The organism is Campylobacter lari (assembly GCF_001017575.1).
Lineage (GTDB): Bacteria > Campylobacterota > Campylobacteria > Campylobacterales > Campylobacteraceae > Campylobacter_D > Campylobacter_D lari_C.
Genome location: NZ_CP011372.1, coordinates 1,492,519 through 1,519,378 on the forward strand (window position 1 = coordinate 1,492,519; position 26,860 = coordinate 1,519,378).

Below are 26,860 nucleotides of genomic sequence, written 5' to 3' on the forward strand. Positions count from 1 at the left end.
CTTAAGAATTTTAAGATAAATAAATAATTTTTAAGATAAAATAACACTTTTTTACCAAGGAGTGCTTATTGATTCATATATTTGAACAAAAACAATGTCAAACAATGGCAGAAGAAATTCGCAAAAATACGTTTATCAACGATGAATTATTTGAAGCTTTTTGTTCTACTCCAAGAGAAATTTTTTCACCGTTAAAAATGCATGCTTATAGGCTTGATGCACTTCCTCTAATGGGAAATCAATGGATAAGCTCGCCTTTAACCGTAGCTAAAATGACTATGGCGCTTGATTTTAAAGATGCAGATAGTGTTTTAGAAATAGGCTGTGGTAGCGGGTATCAAGCTGCAATTTTAAGTAAGCTTATTAGAAGAGTTTTTACCATAGAGCGCATTGAAAAACTTGCAATTAGCGCTATAGAAAAATTTAAAAAACTAAACTATGCTAATATTCATGTAAAATTTGATGATGGGCAAAATGGTTGGAAAAATTATGCGCCTTATGATAGAATTTTACTCTCAGCTTATATAGAGCATATCCCAAATGTATTATTTGATCAACTTGAAAACAATGGAATTTTAGTAGCTCCTTTACTCATAGAAAATCAACAATTTATCACTAAATTTACCAAAAAAGATGGCAAGATTAGTAAAGAAGTTTTAGACGAATGTCTTTTTGTGCCTATCAAAGATGGTAAAGAATAGTTAAAATTTCATTTTTAAAACAATAAAACCATATTCATCTTTATATTCACTCTCTTGTAAAAAACCATTTTTCCGATAAAATTTATATGCCTTATAATTATCTTTATTTACTTCAACATATTTCAAATGATAATTATTTACAGCTTTAGATATTAAAGCAGTGCCTATACCTTTGTTAAAATATTTTGACCTTAAAAACAACATTTCAATTTTATCGTCCACAAATGCTAAAAATCCAATCATTTCATCTTTATCATAGCAAATCAAATAATTTAAACCAAAGAATACTTGAGAATTTAAAAGATCATTTTTAATCTTTTCTCTATCAAAATCAGATAAAAAATCATGGGAATGTTTTACACTATCCTCCCATATATCAATCAATTTATCCTTAATATTATCTGTAATTTTTTTAAAATATTTAATTTTAATATAATTATTTTTAAACATAAGCTTCTTATAGGATTTATTTTTTTATAATTATACTAAAAAAGGAATATTATGAGTTTTAAAAAAATACTTTTTGGTTTATTTACCACTAGCATGCTTTTTGCCTATGAGCAAATGCCTCAAAATGCCTCACATGGAAATTTCTTAGACAAAGACAAATGGAAAAATTTAGATAAAAACTGGATTTATTGTGAAAGTGGATTAAATCAAGATTTTATCAATATAAACAGTAAAAAGGTTACAAATAAAAATCATTCTTTAGAATTTAACTATTCAAACGATTCTTTTGGCTTAATAAATGATGGTTATACTATAAAAATGCATTTTGCAAGCAATGGAAGCCATATCGTGCTAGATAATACAGCCTATAATTTATCTCATTTTCACTTTCACGCTCCATCAAAAATTTCTATTGATAAAAAGTCTTACCCTTTAGAAATTCATTTTAGTCATGTAAGTCAAAAAGGCGATATAGCAGTGGTTGCATTATTTTTACAAGAAGGCGTGGAAAATCCTTTTATTAAAAAAATCATTCGTGCTTTTCCTAAAAAAGAAGGCGATAAGCTTTATGTTCAAGGCTTAAGTGCTAATGAGTTATTACCAAATGACCTTCAATCTTTTTATATCTTTAAAAACAAACTCAACAAGCCTTGTAATCAAAAAATCACTTGGATAGTTTTAAAAGATATGAGCTATGCCTCTAAAGAGCAAATCCAAACCATACAAAATTTAATGGGAAAAAATGAGAATTTAAAAATACAAGAAATTAATAATTTAGAACAAAATGATTAAGTAAGCTAAACTTAATCATTTATAAAAGCTTGAATTTTTTCTAAATTAGCTCTAAAAAGTTTAAAATTTAACTCGCAAGATATTTTTAAATCAGCAAAAAAAGGATTTTTCAAACTTGCTATAAGCAAGTAATCATCTTTTTTTAAAACTCTTTGTGCAGAAAATTCTTTATCTTTTACTTTTTCAAAAATACTTTCATTTGAGTTAATATCTTCTTTTAATTTCTTACTATAAAGCAAAATTCCACAAAAGAAATTCCCAAATTCATCTTTAAATTTCACATCATAAAGAATAAAATCATCGAAAATAAAAGAATTTTGAGAATGATAAGTTTTTAAAGAAAAATCAAAAGCAATTTTTTCAAAATCTTTTTGATCAAAACCTTGTTTGTCAAATTTAGCATTGTTTTGTTTTAAAAATTCTTCACACATTTTAAATACAAGCTCATTGCGTCCCCACATAAGCTTTCTTCCTAAAATTCTAAAAAACAAAACTCCTGCTAAAACAGCAAAAAATAAAGCTATAATCACATCCTTGCTAAATTGAAAAGCAAGAAAAAATATAACCAAAGCTTCAGCAAATGCTAAAATTTGCAAAGCTTTGAGTCTTTTATTTAAAGCTTGTCTTATGGCTTCAAAATCCATTAAGACTTAGCCTTTTCCATTCTTTTTCTTTGAGTAGGATCAAGATATCTTTTTCTAACTCTAATATTTTGTGGAGTAACCTCTACAAGCTCATCTTCTTCTATCCATTCCAATGCTCTTTCAAGGCTTAATTTTCTAGGTGGCACAAGCTTAATCGCATCATCGCTTCCACTTGCTCTAACATTCGTTAAATTTTTACCTTTAATCGGATTAACATCTAAATCATTTGGACGTGAATGCTCGCCTATAATCATACCTGTATATACTTTTGTTTGAGGATCGATAAATAACACCCCTCTATCTTGCAAATTAAATAAAGAATACCCTAGCGCAACACCATTTTCCATAGAAATTAATGCACCATTATTTCTTTTTTCAACTGCCCCGCTAAATGGACGAAACTCTAAAAAGCTATGGTTCATCACACCCTCGCCTTTAGTATCTGTTAAAAATTGTGATCTAAATCCTATAAGCCCGCGCGCAGGAATTTCAAACTCAAGTCTTGTTTGACCATCTCCAGTTGGTGTCATAGTTTTCATTTCAGCTTTTCTTTTACCTAGTTTTTCAATCACCACTCCAGTAAAATCATCAGGCACATCAATCACTAAATGCTCAAACGGCTCTGTTTTAACCCCATCTTCTACCTTAACGATAACCTCAGGTCTTCCCATACAAAACTCAAAGCCTTCTCTACGCATATTTTCAGCTAAGATAGTTATTTGAAGCTCACCTCTTCCGCTTACTTTAAATTTACCCTCGCCTGTACTTTCATATTTCATAGCAATATTAGTTTTCATTTCCGCTTCTAAGCGTTCTGCGATTTTATTTGAAGTTACATGTTTGCCTTCAGTACCTGCTAAAGGACCATCATTTACTGAAAATACTATACTTAAAGTTGGTTCTTCTATATGTAAAGGATCAAGTGGCATAGGGTTGTTTGGATCTACCACACTATCTCCCACATCTAAAGCTTCAAAACCTGCAATCGCTACAATATCGCCTGTCCCTGCTTCTTCAATATCCATTTTTTCTAGACCCATAAAACCAATAAGTTTTGAAATTCTTCCATTGATTTTAGAACCATCTGCCTTAGCAAGCATTACATTTTGATTTTTCTTTACTTTACCATTAAAAATTCTTGCAATTCCTATTTTACCAACGAAATTATCATAACCTAGAGTAAAAACTTGAAGCTGTAAAGGATTTTCATCACTACCACTTGGAGCAGGCACGCGCTCAAGTATAGTCTTAAACAACGGCTCCATATTAGTACTTTCATCTTCAAGTGCAAGTTTTGCATAACCATTTTTAGCAGCTGCATAAACCACTGCAAAATCAAGTTGCTCATCATTTGCCTCTAAAGCCACGAAAAGATCAAAAATTTCATTGATTACTCTTTCAGGATCAGCAGCTGGCTTGTCGATTTTATTAATAACAACAATAGGTTTAAGCCCTAAAGATAAAGCCTTTTTTACCACAAATTTAGTTTGAGGCATAACCCCTTCTTGCGCATCAACTAAAAGCAAAACTCCATCAACCATTTTTAACACACGCTCAACTTCACCACCAAAATCAGCATGGCCTGGAGTGTCTATGATGTTTATTTTAGTGCCTTTATAATTAATAGCAGTATTTTTAGAAAGTATAGTAATACCTCTTTCTTTTTCTATATCATTACTATCCATTACGCGCTCTGCTATTTGCTCACGCTCGCTAAAAGTTCCTGATTGCTTTAAAAGCTCATCTACCATTGTTGTTTTACCATGATCAACGTGAGCTATAACGGCTATATTTCTAATATTATCCAAGTTTTTCTCCAAAGTCTTAAATTTAAAATCTAATATTATATAAAAAAAATGCTTAAAAGTTAAGATTAGCAAATTGGAACACTTGTTGCTTTTGTCTTGGATAAGAATTATTTTTAAGGAGAAAAATATGTCAAACCTAAATACTCAAATCTTTAACGCTAACTTAGAAAAACAAGGAACTTCAGTTTTAAATAGTAAGCATTTTATGGAACTTTTAAATTATTTAGAGGTTGTAAATTCAAACGAAGAAAAAGAATTAAACTATGCAAAGCTTTCAAGTAAAGTAAGTGAAATTTTAGATGATGCTCATAATGAAAATGCTGTTTTAAACGCTAAAAATATAGAAGAATTGTTAGTAATATTTAAAAACTTTAATCTTTCTCATGAAAATTTAAAACTTGATTGTGCAGCACAATTGCAAAATTTATTTCCAAATTTAGCAAAAAATAATTTTTTAGTAGGTTAATTAATGTCAAATATCCAAGCAGGCGATGCTTTAAATTTACTAAGCATCGCTCCACAAAATGAAAATCCTAGCAAAGAAAGTACTAATTCACAAAACGATGGAGAGGAATTTTTAAATTCCTTATTGCAAGCAATAAATGAAAAAGATAAAAGCATATCAAAAGATTTTAAAGCACCACAAAAAGAAAACTCAAGCAAAGATAAAGACTTAAAAGACACCAATAATAAACTTTCGCTAGATGAAAAAGATGCTATAAAGCTTTTTGAAGGTGCAAATTTTATGCAAATTCTTTCTTTATTAGAAGTTTTACAAAGCGATAGCAAGGATATAAAATTAAACAAACTTGTCCAAGATAATACTGCTACTTTAGCTCTTGAAAAAAACTTACACAAGTTAAAAAATATAAAAAATATTAATGAGCTTTTTAATATAGCAAAAGAGCTTGGATTAAATATAAAAAACATAAAATTTGAACAAATTAAAGATTTAAAAGAAACCTTTCCAAATCTTGAAAAAAAAGGTTTTTTTAAAACTTCAAATTTAAATAATAAAGACTTAATTGAACCACAAAAACAAAACAATACTAATGTTTTTCAAGATTTAATCAATCAAAAAATCACTAAACTTTTAAAAGAAGAACCAAATACAAGCAAAAATGTAAAAAGCAAAGAAAATGAAGGTATTTCTTTGCTTTCTTCTGCTTTAAAAAATATAGAACTTCCAAAAAAAGATGTAAAAGCAAAAGAAAATATTCAAAACATCGATTTTAAGGAAAAATTAGTAGAAAAAATTCAAATTCAAGATAATAAAGAAATCAAAGACACAAAAAATATAAAAAATATTAGCAAAAATGATAAACTAAATGATATTGAGCTTATCAATCTAACTCAAAATCCAAACTTAAAAAAAGAAATTAAAGACAAAGAAAAGATAGATTTTAAAGAAATATTAAAAAGTGAAAAATTAACCACCAGCGAAGATAGTTTTAGTAAAAAAATAAGTTCTGTTTTAGAAAATTCAAAAGATTTAAAAACCGAACTAACAAATACAAAAAATATCCAAAATTTACAAAATCAAAATCAAGATTTGAAAATTAACTTAGAAAATTTACTAAATACTCAAGACAAACAATTAAAAACAGACAAAAATACTCAAAACACAGACAGTTTTAGTGATATTTTTAAAAGCACTAAAGAAGTTATAAAAGATGAAAAAGACCATAGCGAGGAAAATTTAAATTCTTATGTGAAAGAAATGAATAGAGTTTCTAATAATTTTGTAAAAAATCAAAATATTCCTATGAAAGAAACTTTCAATGATTTTGCTCAAGAATTTAAAGAAAAACTAGAAAGTTATAAAGCACCTATAACACGCTTTAGTATAACTTTAAATCCACACAATCTTGGGGAAGTAGAAGTTACCCTAGTCCAAAGAGGATCTAATCTAAACATCAGCTTTAATTCTAATCAAAATACTTTAAATCTTTTCATACAACATCAAGCTGAGTTTAAAAATGCTCTTGTAAATATGGGCTTTACAAATTTAGAGATGAATTTTAACAACCAAGAAAGAAAAGAGCAGAATAATCCACAAAAACAAAAAAACAATAATAATAAAGAAGATAAGGTGAATTTTGAAAAAGAAATTCAAGAAAAACCAAGCTTAGAAATGGTTTTGGCAAAATATTTTTAAATGGAATATTTTTTGCTTTAAGCTTTAAAAACATATAAAAAAGGATTTTTATGTCAAATATAAATACACAAACTCTTCAAGGTCCTTTAGCAGCACTTAATACCAAAGATATGCCAAATGCTAAAGGAAATACCAGAGCTGGAGAAAGCGGTGGAGATAATGGATTAATTTACAATCCCGGAGCAGAACTTGACAAGGATGCATTTTTAAAGCTTCTTTTAATCGAACTCCAACATCAAGATCCAACCGATCCTATGGATACTGAAAAAATGCTTACTCAAACAGCGCAACTTTCAGCACTTGAAATGCAAGATAATACTAATAAAACTATGACTCAGCTTGTAGTAGCAATGACTAAATTACAAAATTCTATTGCAGCAAGTACTGGTATGAGTGCATTAGCTGCGGTTGGGAAACTTGCAACAGTTAAAGATAATTATCTTGTAGTAGCAGATGATGATATACAATTTCAAATTAATATGTATTTACCGCAAGAACCACAAAAAGGTAAAAAGACTGACATTGATACTGAAGGTTTTGAACTTAAGAAAAATGGTGAAGATAAACTAGATATCACAGGTAAGGTAGATAAAGAAATAGCAGGACCTGGAGAAACTATATATGTAAAATTAGTTGATGATAAGGGTCAAGAAGAAACTGTTAAAGCAGTAGTTGGAGAAGACCAAACATTTAAAGTTATAGGACATACCCCAAGCGTTGATATCAAAACAGCTAAGATTGATTCAGCTTATAAATCAGATAGCGAACCTGTAACATTTACCATTTATAACGAAGCAGGAGATCCTGTAAGAACAATGAAAGTTAAAGATATGACTGCAGGTATGAAGCAAATTGTTTGGGATAGAACCGATGATAGCGGAAATCCTGTGCCATCTGGTAAATACTATGTAAGAGCAAGCTATATAGGTGAAGATGGGACTACAGTGAACTCAACTTATGGTGCTTATCCTATTACTGGGGTTAAATTTGAGGAAGGTGAAGCTCTAGTTGGTATGGGCGGTAGCTGGGTTAAATGGGAAGATATTAAAGAGATTACAGGATAAAATCATGTTTACAGCATTTTACAATGGAGTAAATGGAGTAAAATCTCAAAGTTATGGTATAGACAATACAGCTCATAATATAAGCAATGTCAATACAATTGGTTTTAAATACTCTGATGTAGCTTTCAAAGATGTATTTTACAGCACCATAACAACACAGTCATATAACAAAGGTCAAACTGGTTATGGTAGTGTTGCAGGAGCTACTAATGATATTTTTGAGCAAGGACCGTTAGTTTCTTCTGATAATGAATTTGATGTGGCTATTGCTGGAAAAGGCTTTTTTGGTGTAAGTAATGCCAATGGAGTTTATTATACTAGAAATGGTGCTTTTAAACCGGATGCAAATGGCTTTTTAGTAGATTCAAATGGAAATTATGTACTTGGAACTATGAATCCATCATTAAAAGAAATTCAACTAAGCGATAGGGTTTCAAATATGTTTGGTCAAGTTATGGGACAAAAAGTTACCACAGCTTGGAGCGGAACACCTGGAGAAAATTTCCAAATGGGTGGAGTTAATACCCAAGGACCTATTTCTGTACCTAAAAATCTTTATTTACCACCTCAACCAACGCAAAATATAACTTGGAGTGGTAATTTAGACACAAGTACCAAAACAGAAGCGGTAAATGTAGATGTAGATGCTTCTAAATTTGAATTTAGCAAAAATGAAGATGGTAGTGTAAAAATTTCAGGTAGTGTAAAAGATGAGCAAATTTATGGCTTAAAACCTGGCGATACTATATATTTTAAAATTACTGATGAAAAAGGTGCTAGTCAAACATTACAAGCTACTTTAGATGAGAATTTAGCTTTTAGTATTGATAATCAAAAATTAGATAAAGTAGATTTAGAAACAGCTAAATTAGAATCATCTCATTTAAGCGTAGAAAAAGAAGTGGCTGATAGCTCAGAACTTTCTGCAAAATTAATCAATCCCGATGGTTCTATTAGTTGGGTAAGAGTTAAATTAGATAGAGTTTTACCACAAAATGGCACAGATTTAGAGTACAAAGCCGTTGCTCAAGTATATGATAATGATGGCAATAAAATAGGTGGAACAACTGAAGGTTTAATCACCTTTAACGAAGCTGGAGCTTTAGTTTCAAATACCTTAAATTCAGTAGATAATAATGGCACAAGGGTTAATATAAATCTTGGTTCTTACTATGATCCAAATATACCAAATTCAGGTTATGATGGACTTCATGCTTTAAAAAATAAACAACCTTCAGTACATACACAAACAGATGGCAAGGGTGAAGGGTTTTTAAATAATTATTCTATCAACACAGATGGTACTATCATCGCCACTTTTACTAACGGCGATCAAATAGCTATGGCTAAACTTGCTTTGTTTAATTTTACAAACGAACAAGGTTTAGAAAAACTAGGAGAAAATCTCTATGGACAAACTGGTAATAGTGGCAACCCAACCTTTTTACTCGATGCCAATGGAAATTTCAGCACAGCTACTTTTGAAGGTGGAAAACTAGAGCAATCAAATGTAGATTTATCGGTAGCTTTTACAAACTTAATCACCTTACAAAAAGCTTATGATTCAAGTAGTAAAAGTATCACAACAGCTGATCAAATGATACAAAAAGCAATCAACATGAAACGCTAATTTTAGCCTTTCATGATGGTTCTTTTGAATTTTTTTCTAAAATATATTTTATTTCTTGCTCAAAAAACTCATAAACTCTAAGTTGCACTAAAGCTTCTTCTTCATTTTTATCCATCAAACGCTCAAGCCTATGAAAATTAATCTTTTTTGCATATCTTGGATTTTTCTTTAAAAGCAAAGCAATATTTTTAAGCAAAGCATCCAAACTAAGCTCATTTTTTAAAACTCTATCTACATATTCTTTAGAAGTTTGTACTAAAATAGCCTGTCTACTTTTATCATCTGGATAAACTTCACTTGCAATATCAGCTAAAACTTGCCAAATTTCTGCTTTTATATTTTTATTTGCCACGATAATGGCAGCAAAAGATTTTGCTCTAAATTCTAAAGACAAATGACTAGGAACAAAAAATTCTCTAAATTTAGATAAAAAGTTTGCAAATATACTCAACATACTTCACCTCAATGTTTTTTAAGATATTTTAAGGTATTATTTCAACTGCCTTCTCTTAGACCTGTGCAATGCTATTTTTAAGCACCGCTTCAGGGTGGGAACACAGCAGAGCACTTAGACTTAGTGTGTGCCGCAGTCATCTGGGAGAGGGTTTTTTAAAGTTTAAAATACCCTTTAATATCCTCACAAATTCTAAAGAAATTTACCCCATTAATAGTCGGATTTGTTTTAAAATACTCATACATTCCCACAAAACCACTTTCAAGCTCTTTAGACTTTACTCCATAGCTAATTGACAAAGCTGCTTCTATAAAAGCTGCTAATTTATCACAATACTTCAAAGCCTTTCCATCAATAGCCTTAAAACGATCCTCATTAACCGCATCTAAACTACCACTATAAACACTTGGTTTGTTATTAAAAATACGATTTTCAAATTCATTTTTTACAAAGGCACTTTCTTCATTTTGTCCTTCTCTAATACCAAGTATATAGCTAAATTCCTCTCTAAAAGATAGTGGTATAAAAGGTAAAATTTTCTCATTAATAAGCTTCATTTCATACTCATTGATGATTTCATTTAAACCATCTATGCCATATTTTACCGGAGAGATGATATCTCTAGTTAAACTTTCAGGCAAATCATGAAACAAAGCGCAATAAAAATTGCTTTCTAGTCTACCATCGCATGCTTTTACTTCTAAAGAATAAAAATAAGACAAAATAGCCACTACAAGCATATGTCCTAAAACCGCAGTTTCAGGAATCCTTGGAGTTTGCGCCCATCTTTTTTGAAAACGCAAGCGCCCGCTTAGATCGATTATTTTAGAAATTTTTTGATTAAGAGCGATTTTTCTTGCGCCAATTAATTCATAATAATCTTCTAATTCTTCTTCAACCTTAGCCTTAATCTCATCAATATCACTTAAAAACGAGCTAGTTTGATAAACTATATTAAACTCCCACCTTGTCGCAAAATACGAAGCAGCTTTTAAAATAAGCCTTTCTTTCGCATAATCTTTACCTTGCAAAAAAAGCTCATAACGTTTTAAAAACTCACCATTTTCTATATCTTGAATCATCGGTGCGATTTTACTTAACACCCAAGCACTTACTTGCTCATTTTTTGCACGCGTTATCTCATGATACACATCAGGGCGTATATCAGTCACTACCACCCTGCTTAAAAACTCAAAAATCCCCGCTTCTATGATAAAGCGCATATTGACATCTTTTTCCATTTTAGCAATGAAATAAGCGATGACAAATTTATGCGCTTGCTTATCAAGCTCGACTAAATTTGTCATTCTAGGATAATCATTCCACCTTGATATAGAGGCGGCTTTAAAAATATGCTCTATTAATTCTACACTAATCATTTATTTCCTTTTTTTGCTGTGATTTTACTTTATTTTATAATCTTTAGCAAATTTTAGATATATTTGAAAATGAATTAGAGCGATTAAAAAGCTTCTCTATCGTTTAACTTAAGATAAATTTCCTCATTTTTACTAAGCTCTTTATCATGGTAAATGCTAAAAATATGTCCTTCCAAACTCACATTTATTTCATAAAAATCTCCATAAAACACGCATTCTAAAACACTGGCTTTTAAAGGAGTTTGTGAAGTTGAAATTTGTATATCATTAGGGCGTAAAATACCATTTTTACTTTGCAAATATGCTTTGAATTTCTCATCTAAAATTGTATTTGGATCTATAAAAAATGCTTCTCCTAAAAAGCAAGCACTATCTATATTTTTAGGCTTATAAAAAAGCTCTTTGGCACTTCCATAGTCTAAAATTTTCCCATCCTTAATCAAAGCGATATTGTCTGATAAATAAAAAGCATCGTCTTTATCATGTGTGACAAAAATAGCACTAAGCTTATGCTCTTTTAAGATATTTTTAATTTCTTTGCGCATTTTAACGCTTAAAGTGTGATTTAAATTTGAAAAAGGTTCATCAAAAAGTATAATCTTTGGCCTTGCAACTATGGTTCTTGCTAGTGCTACTCTTTGGGCTTGCCCACCGCTTAGCTCATTTGGATAGCGCTTTAAAAGTGTATTTAAATTTAAAATTTCTAAAACTTCATCAAGCCTTTGTTTTTGCTCGTTTTTACTTAAAGAGCTTATACCAAAGCATATATTTTCTTCTACATTTAAGTGCGGAAACAAAGCATAATCTTGAAACAAAACTCCAACATCACGCTCTTGTGGGGCTAAATATACACTCTTAGAAGCAACTAGTTTATCTCCTATATAAATACTACCATCATTGATTTCAAAAAAACCTGCTATACAACCAAGCAAAGAACTCTTACCACATCCACTTTCTCCCAAAATACTGACAATCTCGCCTTCTTTTAAGCTCAAAGAAATTCCTTTTAAAACTTCTGTTTTTCCAAAATATTTGTAAAGATTGTCAATTTTTAAGATTTCCATTATTGTCCTTTTTGGTTGTTTTTATTTTGCAAATAATGCATTAAAAATGTAGGGATAATCCCAAATAACACTATAATCAAAGATGGCAAAGAAACATTGTAAATTAACTCATTTTCACTATAAGCAAACACAAGCGATGAAAGCGTTTGAAAGCCTGAAGGTGAAAGTATAGTCGAAATAGGCAATTCTTTTAAAATATCCACACAAATAATCACCACAGCCAAAGCCAAATAATGCTTCATCAAAGGAAAATGAATTTGAGTGAAAATTTTAAGTGGTTTTGATTTTAAGGTTAAATTTGCATAGTCTATGTTTTTAGAAATTCGCTCATAGCCTGATTGAGTTGCAAAAATCCCTGAAGCTAAAAATCTCACAAAATACCCAAAAAACAACACTAAAAATCCACCACCTATGGCATATTCAAAAGATAAAAGATCAAAAATATAATTTAACACACCCAAAATCACTAAAATTCCCACAGCCACCACAGCTCCAGGTAAAGAATACCCTAAAGTCGTAAGCCAAAGGATGGTTTTAGAAGCTTTTGTATCATTTAAACGCACCACAAAACACAAATAAAATGCCACTCCCACAATAGTAAAAGAACTCGCCAAAGCCACGCTAAGGCTATAAAATGCAGGTGTTAAGACATTGCTTAAATTTTGTATAAAATCAAACCCAGTCCAATAAACAAGCCATATAATAGGCACTACAAAAGCTAAAAATGCCACTAAAAAGCACCATAAAAAGGCTAGAAATGCCTTAAAGCCTTTTAACTCATCTTTTGGAGTAGGCAAAAACACATTTTGATTAAAGCCTTTTTTACCTCTTTGAATTTTTTCTAAAAGCATTAAAAGTGCGATAAACACAAGCAAAGCTACGCTCAAAGCCACAGCGCTGACTTCATCACCACCACTTCCCCATGTTCTAAAAATTCCTGCACTAAAAGTATCTACACCAAAATACGCCACCAAACCATAATCACTCAAAACTTCCATAGCCACCAACAGCAAAGCACCCACTATACCCACACGACAAAATGGCAAAATTACTTTAAAAAATGTTTTTAAATTAGAAGCCTTAAGCGTTTTAGCACTTAAAATGATATTTCCAAGTCCATAAGCAAAGGTATTTTTAGCAAAAAAATACACATAAGGATAAAGCGCAAAAGATAAAATCACAATCACCCCATATGCATTCATGATATCTATACGCCTATCAACACCTAAAAAAGTAGGGATTAAGCCTTGAAATTCAAACAAATCAATCCAAACAAAACCCATCACATAAGAAGGTATTGCCAAAGGTAAAATCAAAAACCATTCAAAAAATTTCGAGCCAAAAAATTTATAAAAAGCTATCAAATAAGCACTAACTAAACCTATAATCAAACACAATACTAAAGTCCCAAACAATATAAAAGCACTACCAAAAATATATCGTGGCAAGACATTTTTGCTCAAATGTTTTAAGGTATTAATATCTATAAAAGGAAGGTGTAAGATGATAGCAAGTATAGGCAGTATGATTAAACTACAGAAAAAAAAGGTGGCAAAAGACCACCTTAGACTTAAAAATTTCAAATTTTATTTTTCCTTAAAATTATTTCCATTGAACTTCATCAAAAATCATTAAAGCTTCTTTAGCATTACCCCAGTAAGCTTCAAAATTTGGTTTTTCGATTTTAAACTCACCCCATGATTGTAAAATTTTAGCAGGTTTTACTTCTTTGTTTACCGGATACTCATAATTTTGGTTTGTTAAAATTTCTTGTGCTTCTTTTGAAAGCATAAACTCGATAAATTTGACCGCAGCTTCTTTATTTTTAGAAGTTTTTAAAATACCTATACCACTTACGTTAATATGCGTTCCTCTATCATCTTGGTTTGGAAAAATCACTTTTACTGAATTTGCAGCTTCAACATCTTTAGGATTTTTTGAATTTGCTAAGTGTCCTAGATAATAGCTATTTGATATAGCTACATCACCTTCTTTCGCATAGATTGCACGAATTTGATCACGATCTGCGCCTTTTGGAGTGCGCGCAAGATTATTTGCTATGCCTTGAGCCCATTCTTTTGCTTTTTCTTTACCCAAAGTATCAATCATTGCACTTAACAAAGAAATATTATAAACATTATTTGAACTTCTTACTAAAACTTTACCTTTAAATTTAGGGTCAGTTAAATCTTCATAAGTTTTAATCTCTCCATCTTTAACTCTATCTTTAGAAGCAACGATAATTCTTGCTCTTGTTGTAAAAGCATACCATTCGTTGTTTTTACCTCTTAATTCTTTTGGAGAAAGTTTTTCTAATTCAGGAGAACTCACTGAAACAAAAAGATTATTTGTGCGAACTTGTTCTAAATTTCCCGCATCAGCAGTCATAAATAAATCTGCTTTTGAATTTTTACCTTCAACTTCTAATCTTTTAGCAAGTTCATTAGCCTTAGCTTGCACCACATTTACACTAATGCCTGTTTTTTCTTGAAATAATTTGAAAATTCCTTTATCGCTATCATAATGACGATGAGAATAAATCGTAAGCTCTTGAGCACTTAAACTCATAGCAGCTAGTAAAGATAGTAAAACTACTTTTGCTTTCATTTTATAAATTTCCTTAATTTAAATTTTGAAATTGATAAGGATTATTATATTAATAATTCACTTTATATTTACTTAAATTGATACACATAATCATTTTAAAATAAAATGATACAAAATTAACATAAATCAAGATATTTTTTCTCTCATTTTTATATAATCATCAAAAATACAATATACAAAGGAGAAAAAATGACACAAGAACAAATTCAAATCATCAAAGATTGTGTGCCGGTTTTACAAAAAAATGGCGAAGTTTTAACTAAAGAATTTTATAAAATCATGTTTGAAGAATATCCTGAAGTAAAGCCTATGTTTAATATGGAAAAACAAGCTTCAGGCGAGCAACCAAAAGCTTTAGCAATGGCTATTTTAATGGCAGCAAAAAATGTAGAAAATTTAGAAAATATGAGAAGCTTTGTTGATAAAGTAGCTATCACTCATACAAAATTAAATGTCAAAGAAGAACATTACCCTATAGTAGGTGCTTGTCTTTTAAAGGCTATTAAAGTAGTATTAAATGCAGATGAAACTACACTAAAAGCTTGGGAAGAAGCTTACAAAGCTATCGCACAATTTTACATAGACATTGAAAAAGAAATTTATGCAAAAGCTAAGTAATCATAGGCTTTGATTTTCAAAGCCTATTTTAAAAACGCTATCCCTGCTTTAGCTATTTTTACATCCTCATCTAAGTGTGCTCCACCCACACCTATACCACCAACAACAACTCCATCTATAAAAATCGGCACCCCACCAGGCATAATGGAAAACTTATCATCTAAATAACGAATATCTTCAGGTATTTTACCCTCTTTTACACCTTTAAAAATAACCGCTGTTTCTCTTTTTTGTGAAGTGGCTGTGTAAGCTTTTTTATAACTAGCATTAAGCGTATGCACACCCGCTTTATCATCTCTTAAAACTGCTAAAATTTGACCAGATTTATCTACTATGGTAATGCTTACATGAAAGCCATTTTTTCTTGCTTCTTTCTTTGCAAGCTCCAAAATCCCTTCAACCATTTGTGTAGTTAGCACAGGCTCTTTTACAAGCTCAAAAGATTTTGCCATCAAACTTACTCCTAAAAATACACATAAAATGAGTAATTTTTTCATTTTTTTCCTTTAAAATTTTTCTACTGCATTTTTAGCTAATTCTTTTATATCGCCTTTTAATTCACAAATTTGACCATTTTGTGCGAGTAAAATTCTATCAGCCATATCAAAATACACATCATCGTGAGTTATAGCAAATATAGTAATACCTTTTTGTTTTAAAAGTGGCAAAAGTTTAGTATAAAAAAACTTTCTAAACATAGGATCTTGATCAGCTGCCCACTCATCTAAAATCAAAATATCTCTTTTTTCAAGCAAAGCATTAAGCATAGCAAGACGCTTTTTTTGTCCAGCTGAGAGCTTTATAGTACTAAAAGTATTTCCCACAAGCTCTACTTTTTCATTAAGTTCTAAAATTTCAAGCCAGTATGCCAAGTCTTCTTTGCTAAATTTCTCATCTTCTAAAACATGCTCAAACAAATGAAAATCACTAAAAATCGCACTAATTAAACTTCTATACTCATAAATATTTTCTGAAGTTACTTTTTCATCATCTAAAAAAATACTTCCTTTAAAATCTGTGAAAAGCCCCGCTAAAATCATAGAAAAAGTAGATTTACCACTACCATTTTTACCTATTAAAAATACACATTCGCCTTTTTTAAGCTCAAAATTTACAGGCTTTAGGGCAAATTTTTCATTGTATGCAAAAGACACATCTTTAAAAGAAAGTTTTTGCCAAGTTTTTTTATTTTGACTGAGTTTAAATTCATGAGAATAGTTTTCTAAATTTAAATTTGAAATTTTATCTAAAGCGATCTTTGCCATCATAAGCGTAGGAAAACTTCCTATCATAGCTCCAAGTGGCGCTCTTAAAAAAAGCACACTTAAAGCAATAGTCGTAGCACTTTGCAAACTAGCAAGTTCATAGCTTAAAGCTATATAAAACTCTACTCCTACTAAAGCTAGCATAGCACTATTGCTCCAATTGTTAGATAAAATATGCAAGATATTTCCCATAGTAGAGCTTTTTTTCTTTTTTAGAGCATTTTTTTCAAACTCATTTTCATAATAATACTTTGCTCTTAAAGGATTTAAGGTTAATTCTTTATGTCCTTGTAAAATATTTTGATAGTTTTTTTGCAAAGCATCATCATTTTCTCTAGCATTTTTAAAATAAAAATATACCTTGCTCATCAAAAAATTATCCACCAAAAAAACACACACTATCCACGCTAAACACAAAAAGAAAATTTCCAAAGAAAGATAAGCTATATAAGCACTTACACAAATAATCAAAACACTTGATTGTATAAATTCAGGAAGTCTTAAAAGTCCAAAAGAAATACTACGCACATCATTATTTAAAGAAGCTAAAACCTTTGCTTTAGTGGTGTTTAAAATACTCAAAACACTTGTATCTAAAATTTGCTTTACAACCCTTCTTTGCATTTTAAAAATAAAGCTTTGCCCGAACGAGCTTAGAGCAATTTCTACAAAAGAAGAACTCGCAAAAAACACAGGCAATAAAAGCACAAAATACACAATGATATTTGAGTTTTCAAGACTAGTTTTTAATAAAAACTCATTAATAAAAACTAAAGTCAATACACCTAGTAAGCTTGTAAAAATACTAAAAAGCAGAAAAAGAATGATTTTAAGTTTATTTTCTTTAAAAAGTATAAATATAAATTGCATATCAAAAAACCTATAATATAATAAATATTATATACTAAAATACACAATAGTAATTTAACTCCCCAGAGCTTGCTTAATCCACATTAAGCTTAAATTTTTACTTTAAGCTTAATGCAATAGAGTTTGCTTAATAAGGAGTTTATGTTTATACACTTATAAAAACCTTATTTGATTTTTATATCTATTGATTAACACATTAATTTAATTTACTATATCAATTGTGCTTTTTCTTTAATTTTGTTTTTGTCGTTTTATAATTTGTTTTAAGCAAACTCTGGGCAATTGAATTATAATTTTTAATTTATTTATATATTTAATCTTATCCTTTTTTATATTTTTGTTTTGATTTTATATTTTTATATGTCTGTTATTTTTTGTTTTTAAACACTACTTTATATTATTGTTCATAATATTAGCTATTCTATATTATTAATAATATGCAAAGCTAATAAGACTAATATTATCAATATTACTATTATTAGCTTTATGATTGTTTTCATGATTTAACTTATAACCTTATTACTCATTAAATTACATAAATATAACTTTTATTATTTTAAGTATTTGTATTTATTATAGTTTTTCACACTAACTATTACTAGTTAGTGTGAAAGAACTTACCACCACATTCCTAGTTTTAAAAACATAGTATGAGAGGTAGTGTTATCAAATGTAAATGCACCTGCATAGTTTAATGATAAATCAGCATTATCTGCTATAGCATAAGAAAAACCTAATTGCCCAAAGCCATAATACTTAGAAGTTTCTATATCCGAACTTAAAGTGTTTTGACCAAGTTTTAAATTTCCTTTTGCATCTTCATATAAATTAACTATAGCTCCTATAGTAACATTAGATCTTATTTTATCACTCCATGGCTTATACCATTTTAAAGCTGCACTTGCATCAATAAAGTTAAACTGTTCTGCTAAATAATGCTCTCTTAAACCATCTATATGTCTTAAACTAAAGTTTTTATTACTCATACCATAATAACTAAGACCTATTTCTGGAGATATTCTAGCTATATCTAAAGTATTATAATAATTAGCACCTAATTTTACATCTACTCCATAACCATAAGTTTTAGCCTCGCTATCTATAGTAGTAGGAATATTTTTGTAAGATTTCTCTATATCGCTTTTAGTATAATCAAGTCTTGTACTAGCACTAATATAGTATTGATTAATACCATCTCTTGCTAATATTCCATAATAAGTTAAACCACCATAGTAAGTTTTATCATCAAATTTAATTCTTTGAGTGTTTTGTTCTTTAGAGGCATCTTCATAACCTGCATAAAAACCTATAATACCATAATCATTTGGTAATTCTCTAAAAGATCCACCTATCATACCAACAGTATCAACATCAAGTTGACCTATGCTTCTTCCTATTTTAATAGATGAGTGGTTATAGTAAGGAAGTAAGAAAGAATGATTTTTTGCATTTGGATTTTTATTAGGAATAAAGATATCTTCTAATTCAGCTAATAAATCTGCATCATTACCATAAGCTTCTCCTGCTTTAGATAATTGCATATCTAATGTTTGAGAGAATTCTGTTTGGAAGTTTTTAGTGTTTAAATCTCTTAATATATTAGAAATATTAATATTTCTTAATCTAGAAGAATACACCATAGACTTAGCTAGGGTTTTACCACTTAATTCTGACAAATTAACATTAGCTACATACTTACCATTACCCAAACCTACAAAGTCATAAATACCTGATAAACTATAGATATTATTACCATCTACACCTGCACCATTATTGGTTTTATCACCTGCTATATTACCATCTTTATCTGCAAAGAAAGTATTAGCATCATAAATAGTATTTAATTGTAATTTGCTTGTATTAACATAGATTTTATCTGCACTAATACCACCTATATTATCTCCACCTATAATGATAGAATTTTCCAATCTTTGTTCATTGCTTTGAGTGTATTCAAGATCTTTAAAATACCAACCATCTATGCTGATTTTACCTTGACCATTGTTTTCTAATTGGTAGCCATTATTGTTTTTGCCTATAAAACCTGCATGCCATGTAGCTTCTTCATTTGCAGTTGCAGGATGAATGTGTCCATTTGATACAATCAAAGTACCACTATTTGTAATACCACCATGAATATTACCTGTATTAAAAATATCCATATAGCCACTATTGTTTATACCACCATAAATGTGGATATTCTTACCTGCATTAGGATCAGATAAATCACCTGAAGAATTAATAAGCTTTTCTATAGTACCACTGTTATTAATACCATAAGTTATATCTTGAGTAGCTAAAGGTGTAGCTTCATTTCCTATAATACCTGTATTAATGATAGTTCCTATGGTGCTATTTTCTTTGGTATCTTTAGTTTTATTATTAAAAGTGTTAGTGATGCTTGTAATGGTTCCTGCATTGTTAATTATCTCTATAGAACCAGTATTTTCTAAACCTTGTTCTAATATAGCATCTTTGCTGTTTTCAAGAAGTTTCATTTCACCTTCGTTTTTAAACTTACTTTGTAAGTTACCATTATTACCAAAAGCATTTATATGACTAGTATCATCTTTAGTAATTTCCATTTGTCCATTGTTTATTACTAAATCTACTACTGAATTGTTTTTTAAGTCTAAATCAGCTTTAGCACCTTCATTGTTTGTAATAGAACTTACTTGACTTTCATTGTATAGCTTAATACCACCATTTCCTATAGTTCCTGAGTTTTCTATAGAACCTATGGTGCTTTTATCTAAACTTATACCTTGTGAGATGGTTCCACTATTAATAATACTATCTATGTGAGAATCATTTTTTAAATTTATAGAACCTTGAATTTCTTTTTCATTTTTTATAGAACTAGCATAAGAATTATTATTTAAACTGATATTTCCTGTAATGGTGTTTTTATTATTTATAGCACCATAAATATTAGCTTCTTTATCAAGGTTAATATTACCTTTTATAGTTCCTTCATTTAAGATAGCATCGCCTGCTAGATTGTAATTGAAACTGCCATCTTTGTTAGGAGATAATGCTGCTATAGTAGCACCGTTTTGCAAGTCAATTACATTGCCATTATTTACAGAAGCTCCATTGTTATTAGTACCTATAGTTCCTTTATTATGAATACCTGCGGTGCCACCTGCTATGAGGGAATTTGAGCCATCTAATTTAACGTAGTCTTTGATATGTTCTTTGGGTGCACTTATAAATATACCTGCACCACTTTGTCCTAGTATGGTGCCTTTGTTTTCGATAGTGTTGATGTAGAAAGGGACTTCTTGATTACTTGACTTATCTATAAATATACCATGTCTACCTGCTATAATAGAGCCTGTGTTATTAATATGCTTGATTTCGGTTTGGCGTTTCTCGTTAGAGCCTACATCATTTCCTAGAACAATACCATCTTTAATGGCATGGATAGTTCCTAGATTATTTATATTTTCCACTTGAGAGCCTAAGGAAAAATACATCCCGTTGTAAGTATTAATTAATCCACTATTCTCAATGGTGTTGATTTTTGGAATGCCATCCATATTACTTATATAGATACCAGCACCTTGGCCAAAACCTTCATTCTTTTCATTTATCATATCTAAAGATCCGGTATATTCTATAGTTCCTGAATTTTTTAAAGTTTCAACGTTTGAATCACCATTTGTAGCACTACTTAATACACCTATACCTGCATTAGAAGTTAATATTAAACCTTGATTATCAATTGTTTTTATAGAAGTACCCCAAGTTATAACATTGATACCAGCACCAGCTTCATATAAACCTACTCCACTAGCACTTGTTGTAACTATAGTTCCCTTATTAACCACACTAGAAATTTTAGCTTGATTATCAAGATGAATTCCTGATTTATTTCCTTGTATTACACCATCTTTTTGATTTTCTATACTTTCTACAGAGCCACCATTGACATAAACTCCATAGTGACTTCCACCACTTATAGTTCCAGAATTTAATATACTATCTATAGTGCCTTGACTTTTAATACCACTAACTTTCCCATTAATACTACCTTGGTTAACAATAGTTACATTAGAAACTTTATTGTTAACCATAATACCTTGTCCACCACCACTAACACTACCCTTATCGGTTATAGTTAAAGTACCACCACCATTACTTATATTAATTTGACCTGTTTGGCTATCACTTATAGTACAAGTAGTACCACTACAGCTACCACCACTAATATCTCTTGAATTTTTTGTTTGTTTTTCTTTTAGTGTTTTAGAATCTTTAGCTTTGGTTATTTTTATAGAACCATTAGAGGCTTGATCGCTTATAGTAACTATACTAGCATTAGCACAGGTAGCTAGAAAAGATATAGTTGCTAAAGATAAGAAAGTTTTTTTAGTAAAAGAAAAGTTATTGTTTGAATGAGATGAATTTAAAGAGGTATTGTTTGATTGAGAATTTTCAATCCCCCCCCCCGTAAAATAAGACATTAAAACTCCTTATGTTAAATTTTAATAATGAAAATAAATTGGAATTATAATAAAATTTTATTTATAAAAAGTTTAAGCATCATATATGTAAATGTACGATTAATACTAAAATATTTCTCAACTACCACTTAAAAAATACACCCTAGTAGCTAAGTCTTTAAAAGCTTTAGAGTGGATTAGACTTTGACAAGCTTTAGATTTTGAAGTGCTTATAAGCTCACTTTGACTAAAGGCATTTAAAGCCTCATCTAGTTGAGTTTTTATACTTTGATTTTTAGGGTCTTTCAAAACTTGATTTTTTAAATCTGCTATATTTTGGGCTTTGCTTTTTTGGGTGCTATCAACTATAAATGCTAAAAGCAAAATGCTTTCTTTATCCACAAAAAGCACTTTAAAGCACTGCTCATCATTTCCTACACTAAAATCAAGCTCTTTGGTGGAATTTTGCAAATTTGATAAATCTTCATTTTTTATATTTGCTACATTACTCATTAAAGCTATACTGGAAAGACTTTCATTTTTTAACACATAAGAGCTTACATCATTGATAAAAGTTTTTAAATTTCCCAAAGCTTGAGCTGTGCTTGCTTCATCTTTACTTGCGCTAAATTTTGGCAAAGCAACTGCTGCTAAAACCCCAAGTATAATCACTACAAACACAAGTTCTATAATAGTAAAAGCCTTTTTCATAACATACCTTGTAAGTTTTTTACTTTAGGGCTTATAAGATCATCTTCAATACTTACAAATTCTTTACGCTCATAAGCTTCACAAGCTGCTCTTGCTATCATCAAAGCATTGTCTGAGCAATACTCAAGCGGAGCTAGCAAAAGCTCACATTGATAGCTTTGGCATAAATGCTCTATTTGACTTCTTAAACTTAAATTTGCACTAGCTCCACCTACTATACCAAAACATTTAAATTTATACTCTTTAAAAATTTTTTCTAACTTGTTTAAAATATGCGCTATGGCTGCTTTTTGAAATGCAAAGGCGATTTTGCTTTTACGCTCTAAGCTTAACTCTTCTTTTAAAATTTCCAAACGCACTTGGTTTTTAAGTCCTGAAAAACTATAAGCTAAGTCTTTAGAATGAAGTAAAGGTATGCTAAATTCTAAATCACTTTCTTTTGCATTTTTAGCTAAATTTTCTATGATGGCCCCACCAGGATAACCAAGCCCCATCATCTTAGCTACTTTATCAAAGCTTTCTCCAAAGCTATCATCAGTTGTTCTTGCTAGTTCTGTGATTTTGCCTTGCTCATCGATAAAAAGCACCATAGTATGTCCACCACTTACAAGCAACACACCCATATCAAAGCTAGCTTTTTTATCTAAAAACATAGAATAAATATGTCCTTTTAAGTGGTTAATCGCTATAAGCGGTAAATTTAAACTAATGGCAAGCATTTTAGCCATAGCTACCCCACCTATCAAACTCACACTAAGACCAGGTTCATTTGTAACTGCTATGGCACAAAGCTTATCAAAGTATTTTTGGCATTTTTCTAAGATTTTAGGTAAGGCTTCACTATGTAATCTTGCTGCAAGCTCAGGCACCACCCCTCCATAGACACTATGGGCATTTTCTTGAGAAATCTTTGTATGAAAAATGCATTCAAAGCTGTTTTTATCTATGATAGCAATAGAACTATCATCACACGAGCTTTCTATGGCAAGGATTAAACTTTTCATTGAAATTCCACTAAAATCATACCGATAAATTTGTCTTTTTGCTCTGCTTTTTCTATGGCTTTTGCAGGTATATTTGCTTTTTTGATTTCTTTAAAATTTGTCTTTTTTTCTAAGGCTTGATCAGCTAAATTAGCATTTTTTAACTCATAAAATTCTACTCTATAAATTTTTCTTTTTTTATCCAAAGAATAACGACTTTGCATTTGATTTTTACTTATCTCTATACCACTTTCATCATTACCCCTATCAAAACCTATGACATTAACCCTTACACCTACAATGGAAGGAATTTTAAAGCTATTTTTTACCATGATTTTTTGAGCAAAATTTGTTTGTATATTTTTTCCATCTACTATCATTTCAACACTATCTAGCGCATTTGAAAACTCAAAGTATTCAGGATATAGTCTTGTTTGCAAGCGATTGCCGTAATTGATTGAGTATGAATTAGCATTTGAAATCACCGCTGTAATCTCATTGCTTGCTTCATAATTTAAAGCTTGATTAACAGGAAAAGGCAAAAAATTTATAGCATTAGTAGGTTTGTCAAGATAAAGTAAAATTTTATCATTAAAAAGTCTTACTTCTAAAGGTTTTTCAATAGCTCTATAAACTCCATTTGGAGTTAGCTCAAAAGTTCTTTGAAATTCTATATTTGCCTTTTTTAGATAATACTCCACCGCCAAAAGATGATAATACACTCTTAAATGTGTTGGTAAATTTTTGCTCGCTTCGTTAGCAAAGGCTGCTTTGTGATTTGACACTACAAAATAAGTTAAAGCCTTTAGCATATCTTTGTCATTGCTTTCTTGGGTCTTGGTGTTTTTTAAATGATATTGATGTTCTTCTTTTACCAAAGCTTTGTTGATATTTTCCACCGCTTCTTTAGCTATGCTTTCTAAGTCTGCATATTTTGTAGAATTTACCTCACTTTGATCAATAATGCTAGTATTACCCCAGCGGTTTGGGTTTTTATCTTTGCTTTCATATTGTGGTCTATAAAAACCGCTTCCATCGTGTAAATTTATGACCATATTAACTTCAGGGTCTAAAATAAGCTTTTTTATACGCTCTATAGTGTGAAAATCAGGATCGCTTTCATCTATATGAGCAAATTTTCTATTTAAATCTCCAAAATTTCCCCTATTTCTAGCAATAATACTTTCAAAAGCTAAATTTGGCGCAACGATGATTTTACCTTTAGTGATATTATAATCACTCAAAAGCAAACTAGCTGCATGAAACCCACCTGGTTCATCTCCTTGTATGCCTCCAAGGATTAAAACTGTGTTATTATCATCTAAACTTTTTCCATTTTCTTTCACACTAAATTCTAAAGCAAAAACTGCATTTATAAAAATCAAAACACTTAAAAAATATCTCACTTCATTTCCTTATCTAAATAAAGCCTTACTTGTTTATCATACTCAAAAACATCTTCAATTTGGTTAATCTTTGGCACACCAAAATGATCTAATGCTTTAAAAATTCCTTTAGCTATGTCTAAAAACTGCGCTTTTTGAGCTAAAAATTGATACACCATATACTCATTTGCACTATTTATAATCACACCCAAGTCAGGCTCTTTCAAAAGCTCATCTTTGAGTGAAAATATAGGATATTTTTTTAAACTAATTTTTTCAAATTTTAAACTTGGTATAGCTAGTAAATCCAAATTTTCTATAAAGCTTTGATCATGCTCATCTAAAATCGCTTGAGCTATAGACAAACGCATATTTGCATGAGAAAAATACGTACTTATACCACCGTCTTTAAACTCGCACAAAGCATGCACCAAAGACTTTCTTTCTATCAAAGCATCTATTTGTTTAATACCATAAAGATGATAAGCTTCGATGATTTCAAAAAGCTTATTACACATACTAGCACTATCTATAGTGATCTTAGCCCCCATACTCCAGTTGGGATGCTTGAGAGCTTCTTTTACACTGGCATTTTTTAAATCTTTGATTTTATAATTATAAAAGGCTCCGCCACTTGCTGTGATGAAAAGCTTTTTAATGTTTTTTCTTTTATCTATCAAGCACTTTAGTGCTGCATGTTCGCTATCTATGGCTTTAATTTTGGAAGTGTCAAAAAATTTCCCTGCTACTACTAGGCTTTCTTTATTTGCTAAGGCTAAAGTTTTGCCAAGCTTTTGCGCCATAAGACTTGAGTTTAACCCCGCAAAACCTACTATAGCATTTACCACCAAAGAGCTTTTACACTCAGCTATCATCGCTTTTAAGCCCTCTTGGCCACAAAAAATCTTATCATGATGAACCAAGGTTTTATCTTTTTCATCTTGGATACATACAAATTTAGGTTTAAAAAGAGCTATTTGCTCATTTAAAAGCTTGATATTTTTACCACAAGATAAAGCTTCTATGCTTATGTTTTTTTCTTTAGCAATAAAAAGAGTATTAACCCCTATACTTCCCGTGCTTCCAAGTACAATCATACTAAAGTTGCCATTGCAAATGCTGCAATGATAACAGCATCAATTCTATCTAAAACTCCCCCATGTCCTGGGATTAAATTACCGCTATCTTTAATGCCTGCTTGTCTTTTAAAATAACTCTCAAGTAAATCCCCTATCACAGCAAAAATAGCTACTATTAAAGATATATAAATACTTTTTACTAAGCTAAATTCAAAAGAGCCTATGATAGTTCCTAAAATCCCTGCACAAACTATGCCACCTACAACCCCTTCTAAGGTTTTATTTGGGCTTGTTGGAGAAAAAGCTCTCTCACCAATGAGTTTTCCTATAAAATACGCCCCACTATCACAAGCAACCACAATCACTATAAGCCAAAACAATACAAACATACCCTCATAGCTTAATACTTGATAGAGCATTAAAATAGGCAAAGTAGGATATATATAAGGCATAAGTTCATTTAAATTTTCACTTTTTTTATAAACTAAATATCCCAAAATCAAAATCAAAGCCATAAGTCCTATAAAGAAAGGTTTATCTAAAAATGCTCCTATTGCAAAAATACACAAAGCCACAAAAACACTTGCATGTTTGCTTTTAAACATAGCTTTTGCTTCATTAAATGCCAAAAACAATAAAACACCAAAAATCACAAAATTAATTAAAAAATTATCCACTAAAGCAACAACAGCTATCACAGCTATCATCACAATAGCACTAAAAATTCTTGTCTTTGAAAACATTTTTATC

23 protein-coding genes and 1 other RNA gene are annotated in these 26,860 nt (G+C 30.3%); 8 read left to right on the forward strand and 16 right to left on the reverse strand.

The window, feature by feature from the left end; all coding sequences use genetic code 11:
- Positions 1-71: 71 nt before the first annotated feature.
- A complete protein-coding gene (locus tag CD56_RS07690; protein ID WP_047208828.1) occupies positions 72-701 on the forward strand; it encodes a protein-L-isoaspartate(D-aspartate) O-methyltransferase in 630 nt (209 codons plus the stop codon).
- Here the strand turns inward: CD56_RS07690 and CD56_RS07695 are convergent, their stop codons facing one another.
- Positions 702-1,085, reverse strand: coding sequence for a GNAT family N-acetyltransferase (locus CD56_RS07695; protein ID WP_200897086.1), 384 nt, complete (start codon positions 1,083-1,085; stop codon positions 702-704). It lies immediately after the preceding gene.
- A gap of 117 nt (positions 1,086-1,202) precedes the next feature.
- Here CD56_RS07695 and CD56_RS07700 point away from each other — a divergent pair, with 117 nt between their 5' ends.
- Complete coding sequence (locus CD56_RS07700) at positions 1,203-1,943, forward strand: carbonic anhydrase family protein (protein ID WP_052768394.1); 741 nt, start codon at positions 1,203-1,205, stop codon at positions 1,941-1,943.
- Between the two features lie 11 nt (positions 1,944-1,954).
- Here CD56_RS07700 and CD56_RS07705 read toward each other — a convergent pair whose 3' ends face one another.
- Together CD56_RS07705 and typA are read right to left on the reverse strand one after the other, a co-directional pair.
- The gene (locus CD56_RS07705; protein ID WP_047208693.1) at positions 1,955-2,587 is read right to left on the reverse strand and encodes a hypothetical protein; all 633 of its coding nucleotides are present in this window, start codon (positions 2,585-2,587) and stop codon (positions 1,955-1,957) included.
- Entirely contained in the window at positions 2,587-4,395 is a 1,809-nt protein-coding gene (gene typA, locus CD56_RS07710) for a translational GTPase TypA (protein ID WP_039629177.1), read from the reverse strand. The genes CD56_RS07705 and typA overlap by 1 nt, the downstream gene beginning before the upstream one ends.
- A gap of 127 nt (positions 4,396-4,522) precedes the next feature.
- Between typA and CD56_RS07715 the strand changes: the two genes are divergently transcribed.
- The 4 genes from CD56_RS07715 to CD56_RS07730 are packed head-to-tail and all read left to right on the forward strand — an operon-like array spanning position 4,523 to position 9,247.
- Positions 4,523-4,861, forward strand: coding sequence for a hypothetical protein (locus CD56_RS07715; protein ID WP_039619431.1), 339 nt, complete (start codon positions 4,523-4,525; stop codon positions 4,859-4,861).
- Between the two features lie 3 nt (positions 4,862-4,864).
- Positions 4,865-6,553 carry a flagellar hook-length control protein FliK gene (gene fliK, locus CD56_RS07720; protein ID WP_047208694.1) on the forward strand — a complete coding sequence of 563 codons (1,689 nt, stop codon included), beginning with the start codon at positions 4,865-4,867 and terminating at the stop codon, positions 6,551-6,553.
- A gap of 50 nt (positions 6,554-6,603) precedes the next feature.
- Positions 6,604-7,617, forward strand: a complete 1,014-nt coding sequence (locus tag CD56_RS08595; RefSeq protein ID WP_052768395.1) for a flagellar hook capping FlgD N-terminal domain-containing protein — start codon at positions 6,604-6,606, stop codon at positions 7,615-7,617.
- 4 nt (positions 7,618-7,621) lie between these two features.
- Complete coding sequence (locus CD56_RS07730) at positions 7,622-9,247, forward strand: flagellar hook protein FlgE (protein ID WP_047208695.1); 1,626 nt, start codon at positions 7,622-7,624, stop codon at positions 9,245-9,247.
- Positions 9,248-9,257: 10 nt separating this feature from the next.
- On the opposite strand, the gene CD56_RS07735 is transcribed toward CD56_RS07730, so the two are convergent.
- Positions 9,258-9,701 (reverse strand): hypothetical protein, encoded by a 444-nt coding sequence (locus CD56_RS07735; protein ID WP_039619434.1) that lies wholly within the window; start codon positions 9,699-9,701, stop codon positions 9,258-9,260.
- A gap of 52 nt (positions 9,702-9,753) precedes the next feature.
- Between CD56_RS07735 and ffs the strand changes: the two genes are divergently transcribed.
- An RNA gene (gene ffs / locus CD56_RS08245) (signal recognition particle sRNA small type) lies at positions 9,754-9,851 on the forward strand.
- Between the two features lie 5 nt (positions 9,852-9,856).
- Here the strand turns inward: ffs and CD56_RS07740 are convergent.
- The 4 genes from CD56_RS07740 to CD56_RS07755 all read right to left on the reverse strand — a co-directional run bounded on the left by CD56_RS07740 (position 9,857) and on the right by CD56_RS07755 (position 14,751).
- Entirely contained in the window at positions 9,857-11,080 is a 1,224-nt protein-coding gene (locus CD56_RS07740; RefSeq protein ID WP_047208696.1) for an HD domain-containing protein, read from the reverse strand.
- Between the two features lie 83 nt (positions 11,081-11,163).
- Positions 11,164-12,144: an ABC transporter ATP-binding protein gene (locus CD56_RS07745; RefSeq protein WP_052768396.1), complete on the reverse strand. Its 981-nt coding sequence runs from the start codon at positions 12,142-12,144 to the stop codon at positions 11,164-11,166.
- Complete coding sequence (locus tag CD56_RS07750; RefSeq protein ID WP_052768397.1) at positions 12,144-13,727, reverse strand: ABC transporter permease; 1,584 nt, start codon at positions 13,725-13,727, stop codon at positions 12,144-12,146. Before CD56_RS07750 ends, CD56_RS07745 begins: the two co-directional genes overlap by 1 nt.
- Before the next feature lie 19 nt (positions 13,728-13,746).
- Entirely contained in the window at positions 13,747-14,751 is a 1,005-nt protein-coding gene (locus CD56_RS07755; protein ID WP_047208697.1) for a Fe(3+) ABC transporter substrate-binding protein, read from the reverse strand.
- A 189-nt stretch (positions 14,752-14,940) separates the two neighbouring features.
- Between CD56_RS07755 and cgb the strand changes: the two genes are divergently transcribed.
- On the forward strand, positions 14,941-15,369 hold the full coding sequence (cgb, locus tag CD56_RS07760) for a single-domain globin Cgb (RefSeq protein ID WP_039619438.1): 429 nt from the start codon (positions 14,941-14,943) through the stop codon (positions 15,367-15,369).
- Between the two features lie 23 nt (positions 15,370-15,392).
- On the opposite strand, the gene CD56_RS07765 is transcribed toward cgb, so the two are convergent.
- The 8 genes from CD56_RS07765 to CD56_RS07800 all read right to left on the reverse strand — a co-directional run bounded on the left by CD56_RS07765 (position 15,393) and on the right by CD56_RS07800 (position 26,853).
- Positions 15,393-15,866, reverse strand: coding sequence for a GlcG/HbpS family heme-binding protein (locus CD56_RS07765; RefSeq protein ID WP_039619439.1), 474 nt, complete (start codon positions 15,864-15,866; stop codon positions 15,393-15,395).
- A 9-nt stretch (positions 15,867-15,875) separates the two neighbouring features.
- On the reverse strand, positions 15,876-17,504 hold the full coding sequence (locus CD56_RS07770) for a multidrug ABC transporter permease/ATP-binding protein (protein WP_047208698.1): 1,629 nt from the start codon (positions 17,502-17,504) through the stop codon (positions 15,876-15,878).
- A 617-nt stretch (positions 17,505-18,121) separates the two neighbouring features.
- Positions 18,122-21,973 (reverse strand): autotransporter outer membrane beta-barrel domain-containing protein, encoded by a 3,852-nt coding sequence (locus CD56_RS07775; RefSeq protein ID WP_047208699.1) that lies wholly within the window; start codon positions 21,971-21,973, stop codon positions 18,122-18,124.
- 117 nt (positions 21,974-22,090) lie between these two features.
- On the reverse strand, positions 22,091-22,663 hold the full coding sequence (locus CD56_RS07780; protein WP_047208700.1) for a type II secretion system protein: 573 nt from the start codon (positions 22,661-22,663) through the stop codon (positions 22,091-22,093).
- On the reverse strand, positions 22,660-23,667 hold the full coding sequence (tsaD, locus tag CD56_RS07785; protein ID WP_047208701.1) for a tRNA (adenosine(37)-N6)-threonylcarbamoyltransferase complex transferase subunit TsaD: 1,008 nt from the start codon (positions 23,665-23,667) through the stop codon (positions 22,660-22,662). The genes CD56_RS07780 and tsaD overlap by 4 nt, the downstream gene beginning before the upstream one ends.
- Entirely contained in the window at positions 23,664-25,052 is a 1,389-nt protein-coding gene (pgp1, locus tag CD56_RS07790; protein ID WP_047208702.1) for a peptidoglycan D,L-carboxypeptidase Pgp1, read from the reverse strand. The genes tsaD and pgp1 overlap by 4 nt, the downstream gene beginning before the upstream one ends.
- Positions 25,049-26,128 carry a 1-deoxy-D-xylulose-5-phosphate reductoisomerase gene (gene dxr, locus CD56_RS07795; RefSeq protein WP_047208703.1) on the reverse strand — a complete coding sequence of 360 codons (1,080 nt, stop codon included), beginning with the start codon at positions 26,126-26,128 and terminating at the stop codon, positions 25,049-25,051. The genes pgp1 and dxr overlap by 4 nt, the downstream gene beginning before the upstream one ends.
- Positions 26,125-26,853, reverse strand: coding sequence for a phosphatidate cytidylyltransferase (locus CD56_RS07800; RefSeq protein ID WP_047208704.1), 729 nt, complete (start codon positions 26,851-26,853; stop codon positions 26,125-26,127). Before CD56_RS07800 ends, dxr begins: the two co-directional genes overlap by 4 nt.
- Positions 26,854-26,860: the final 7 nt, after the last annotated feature.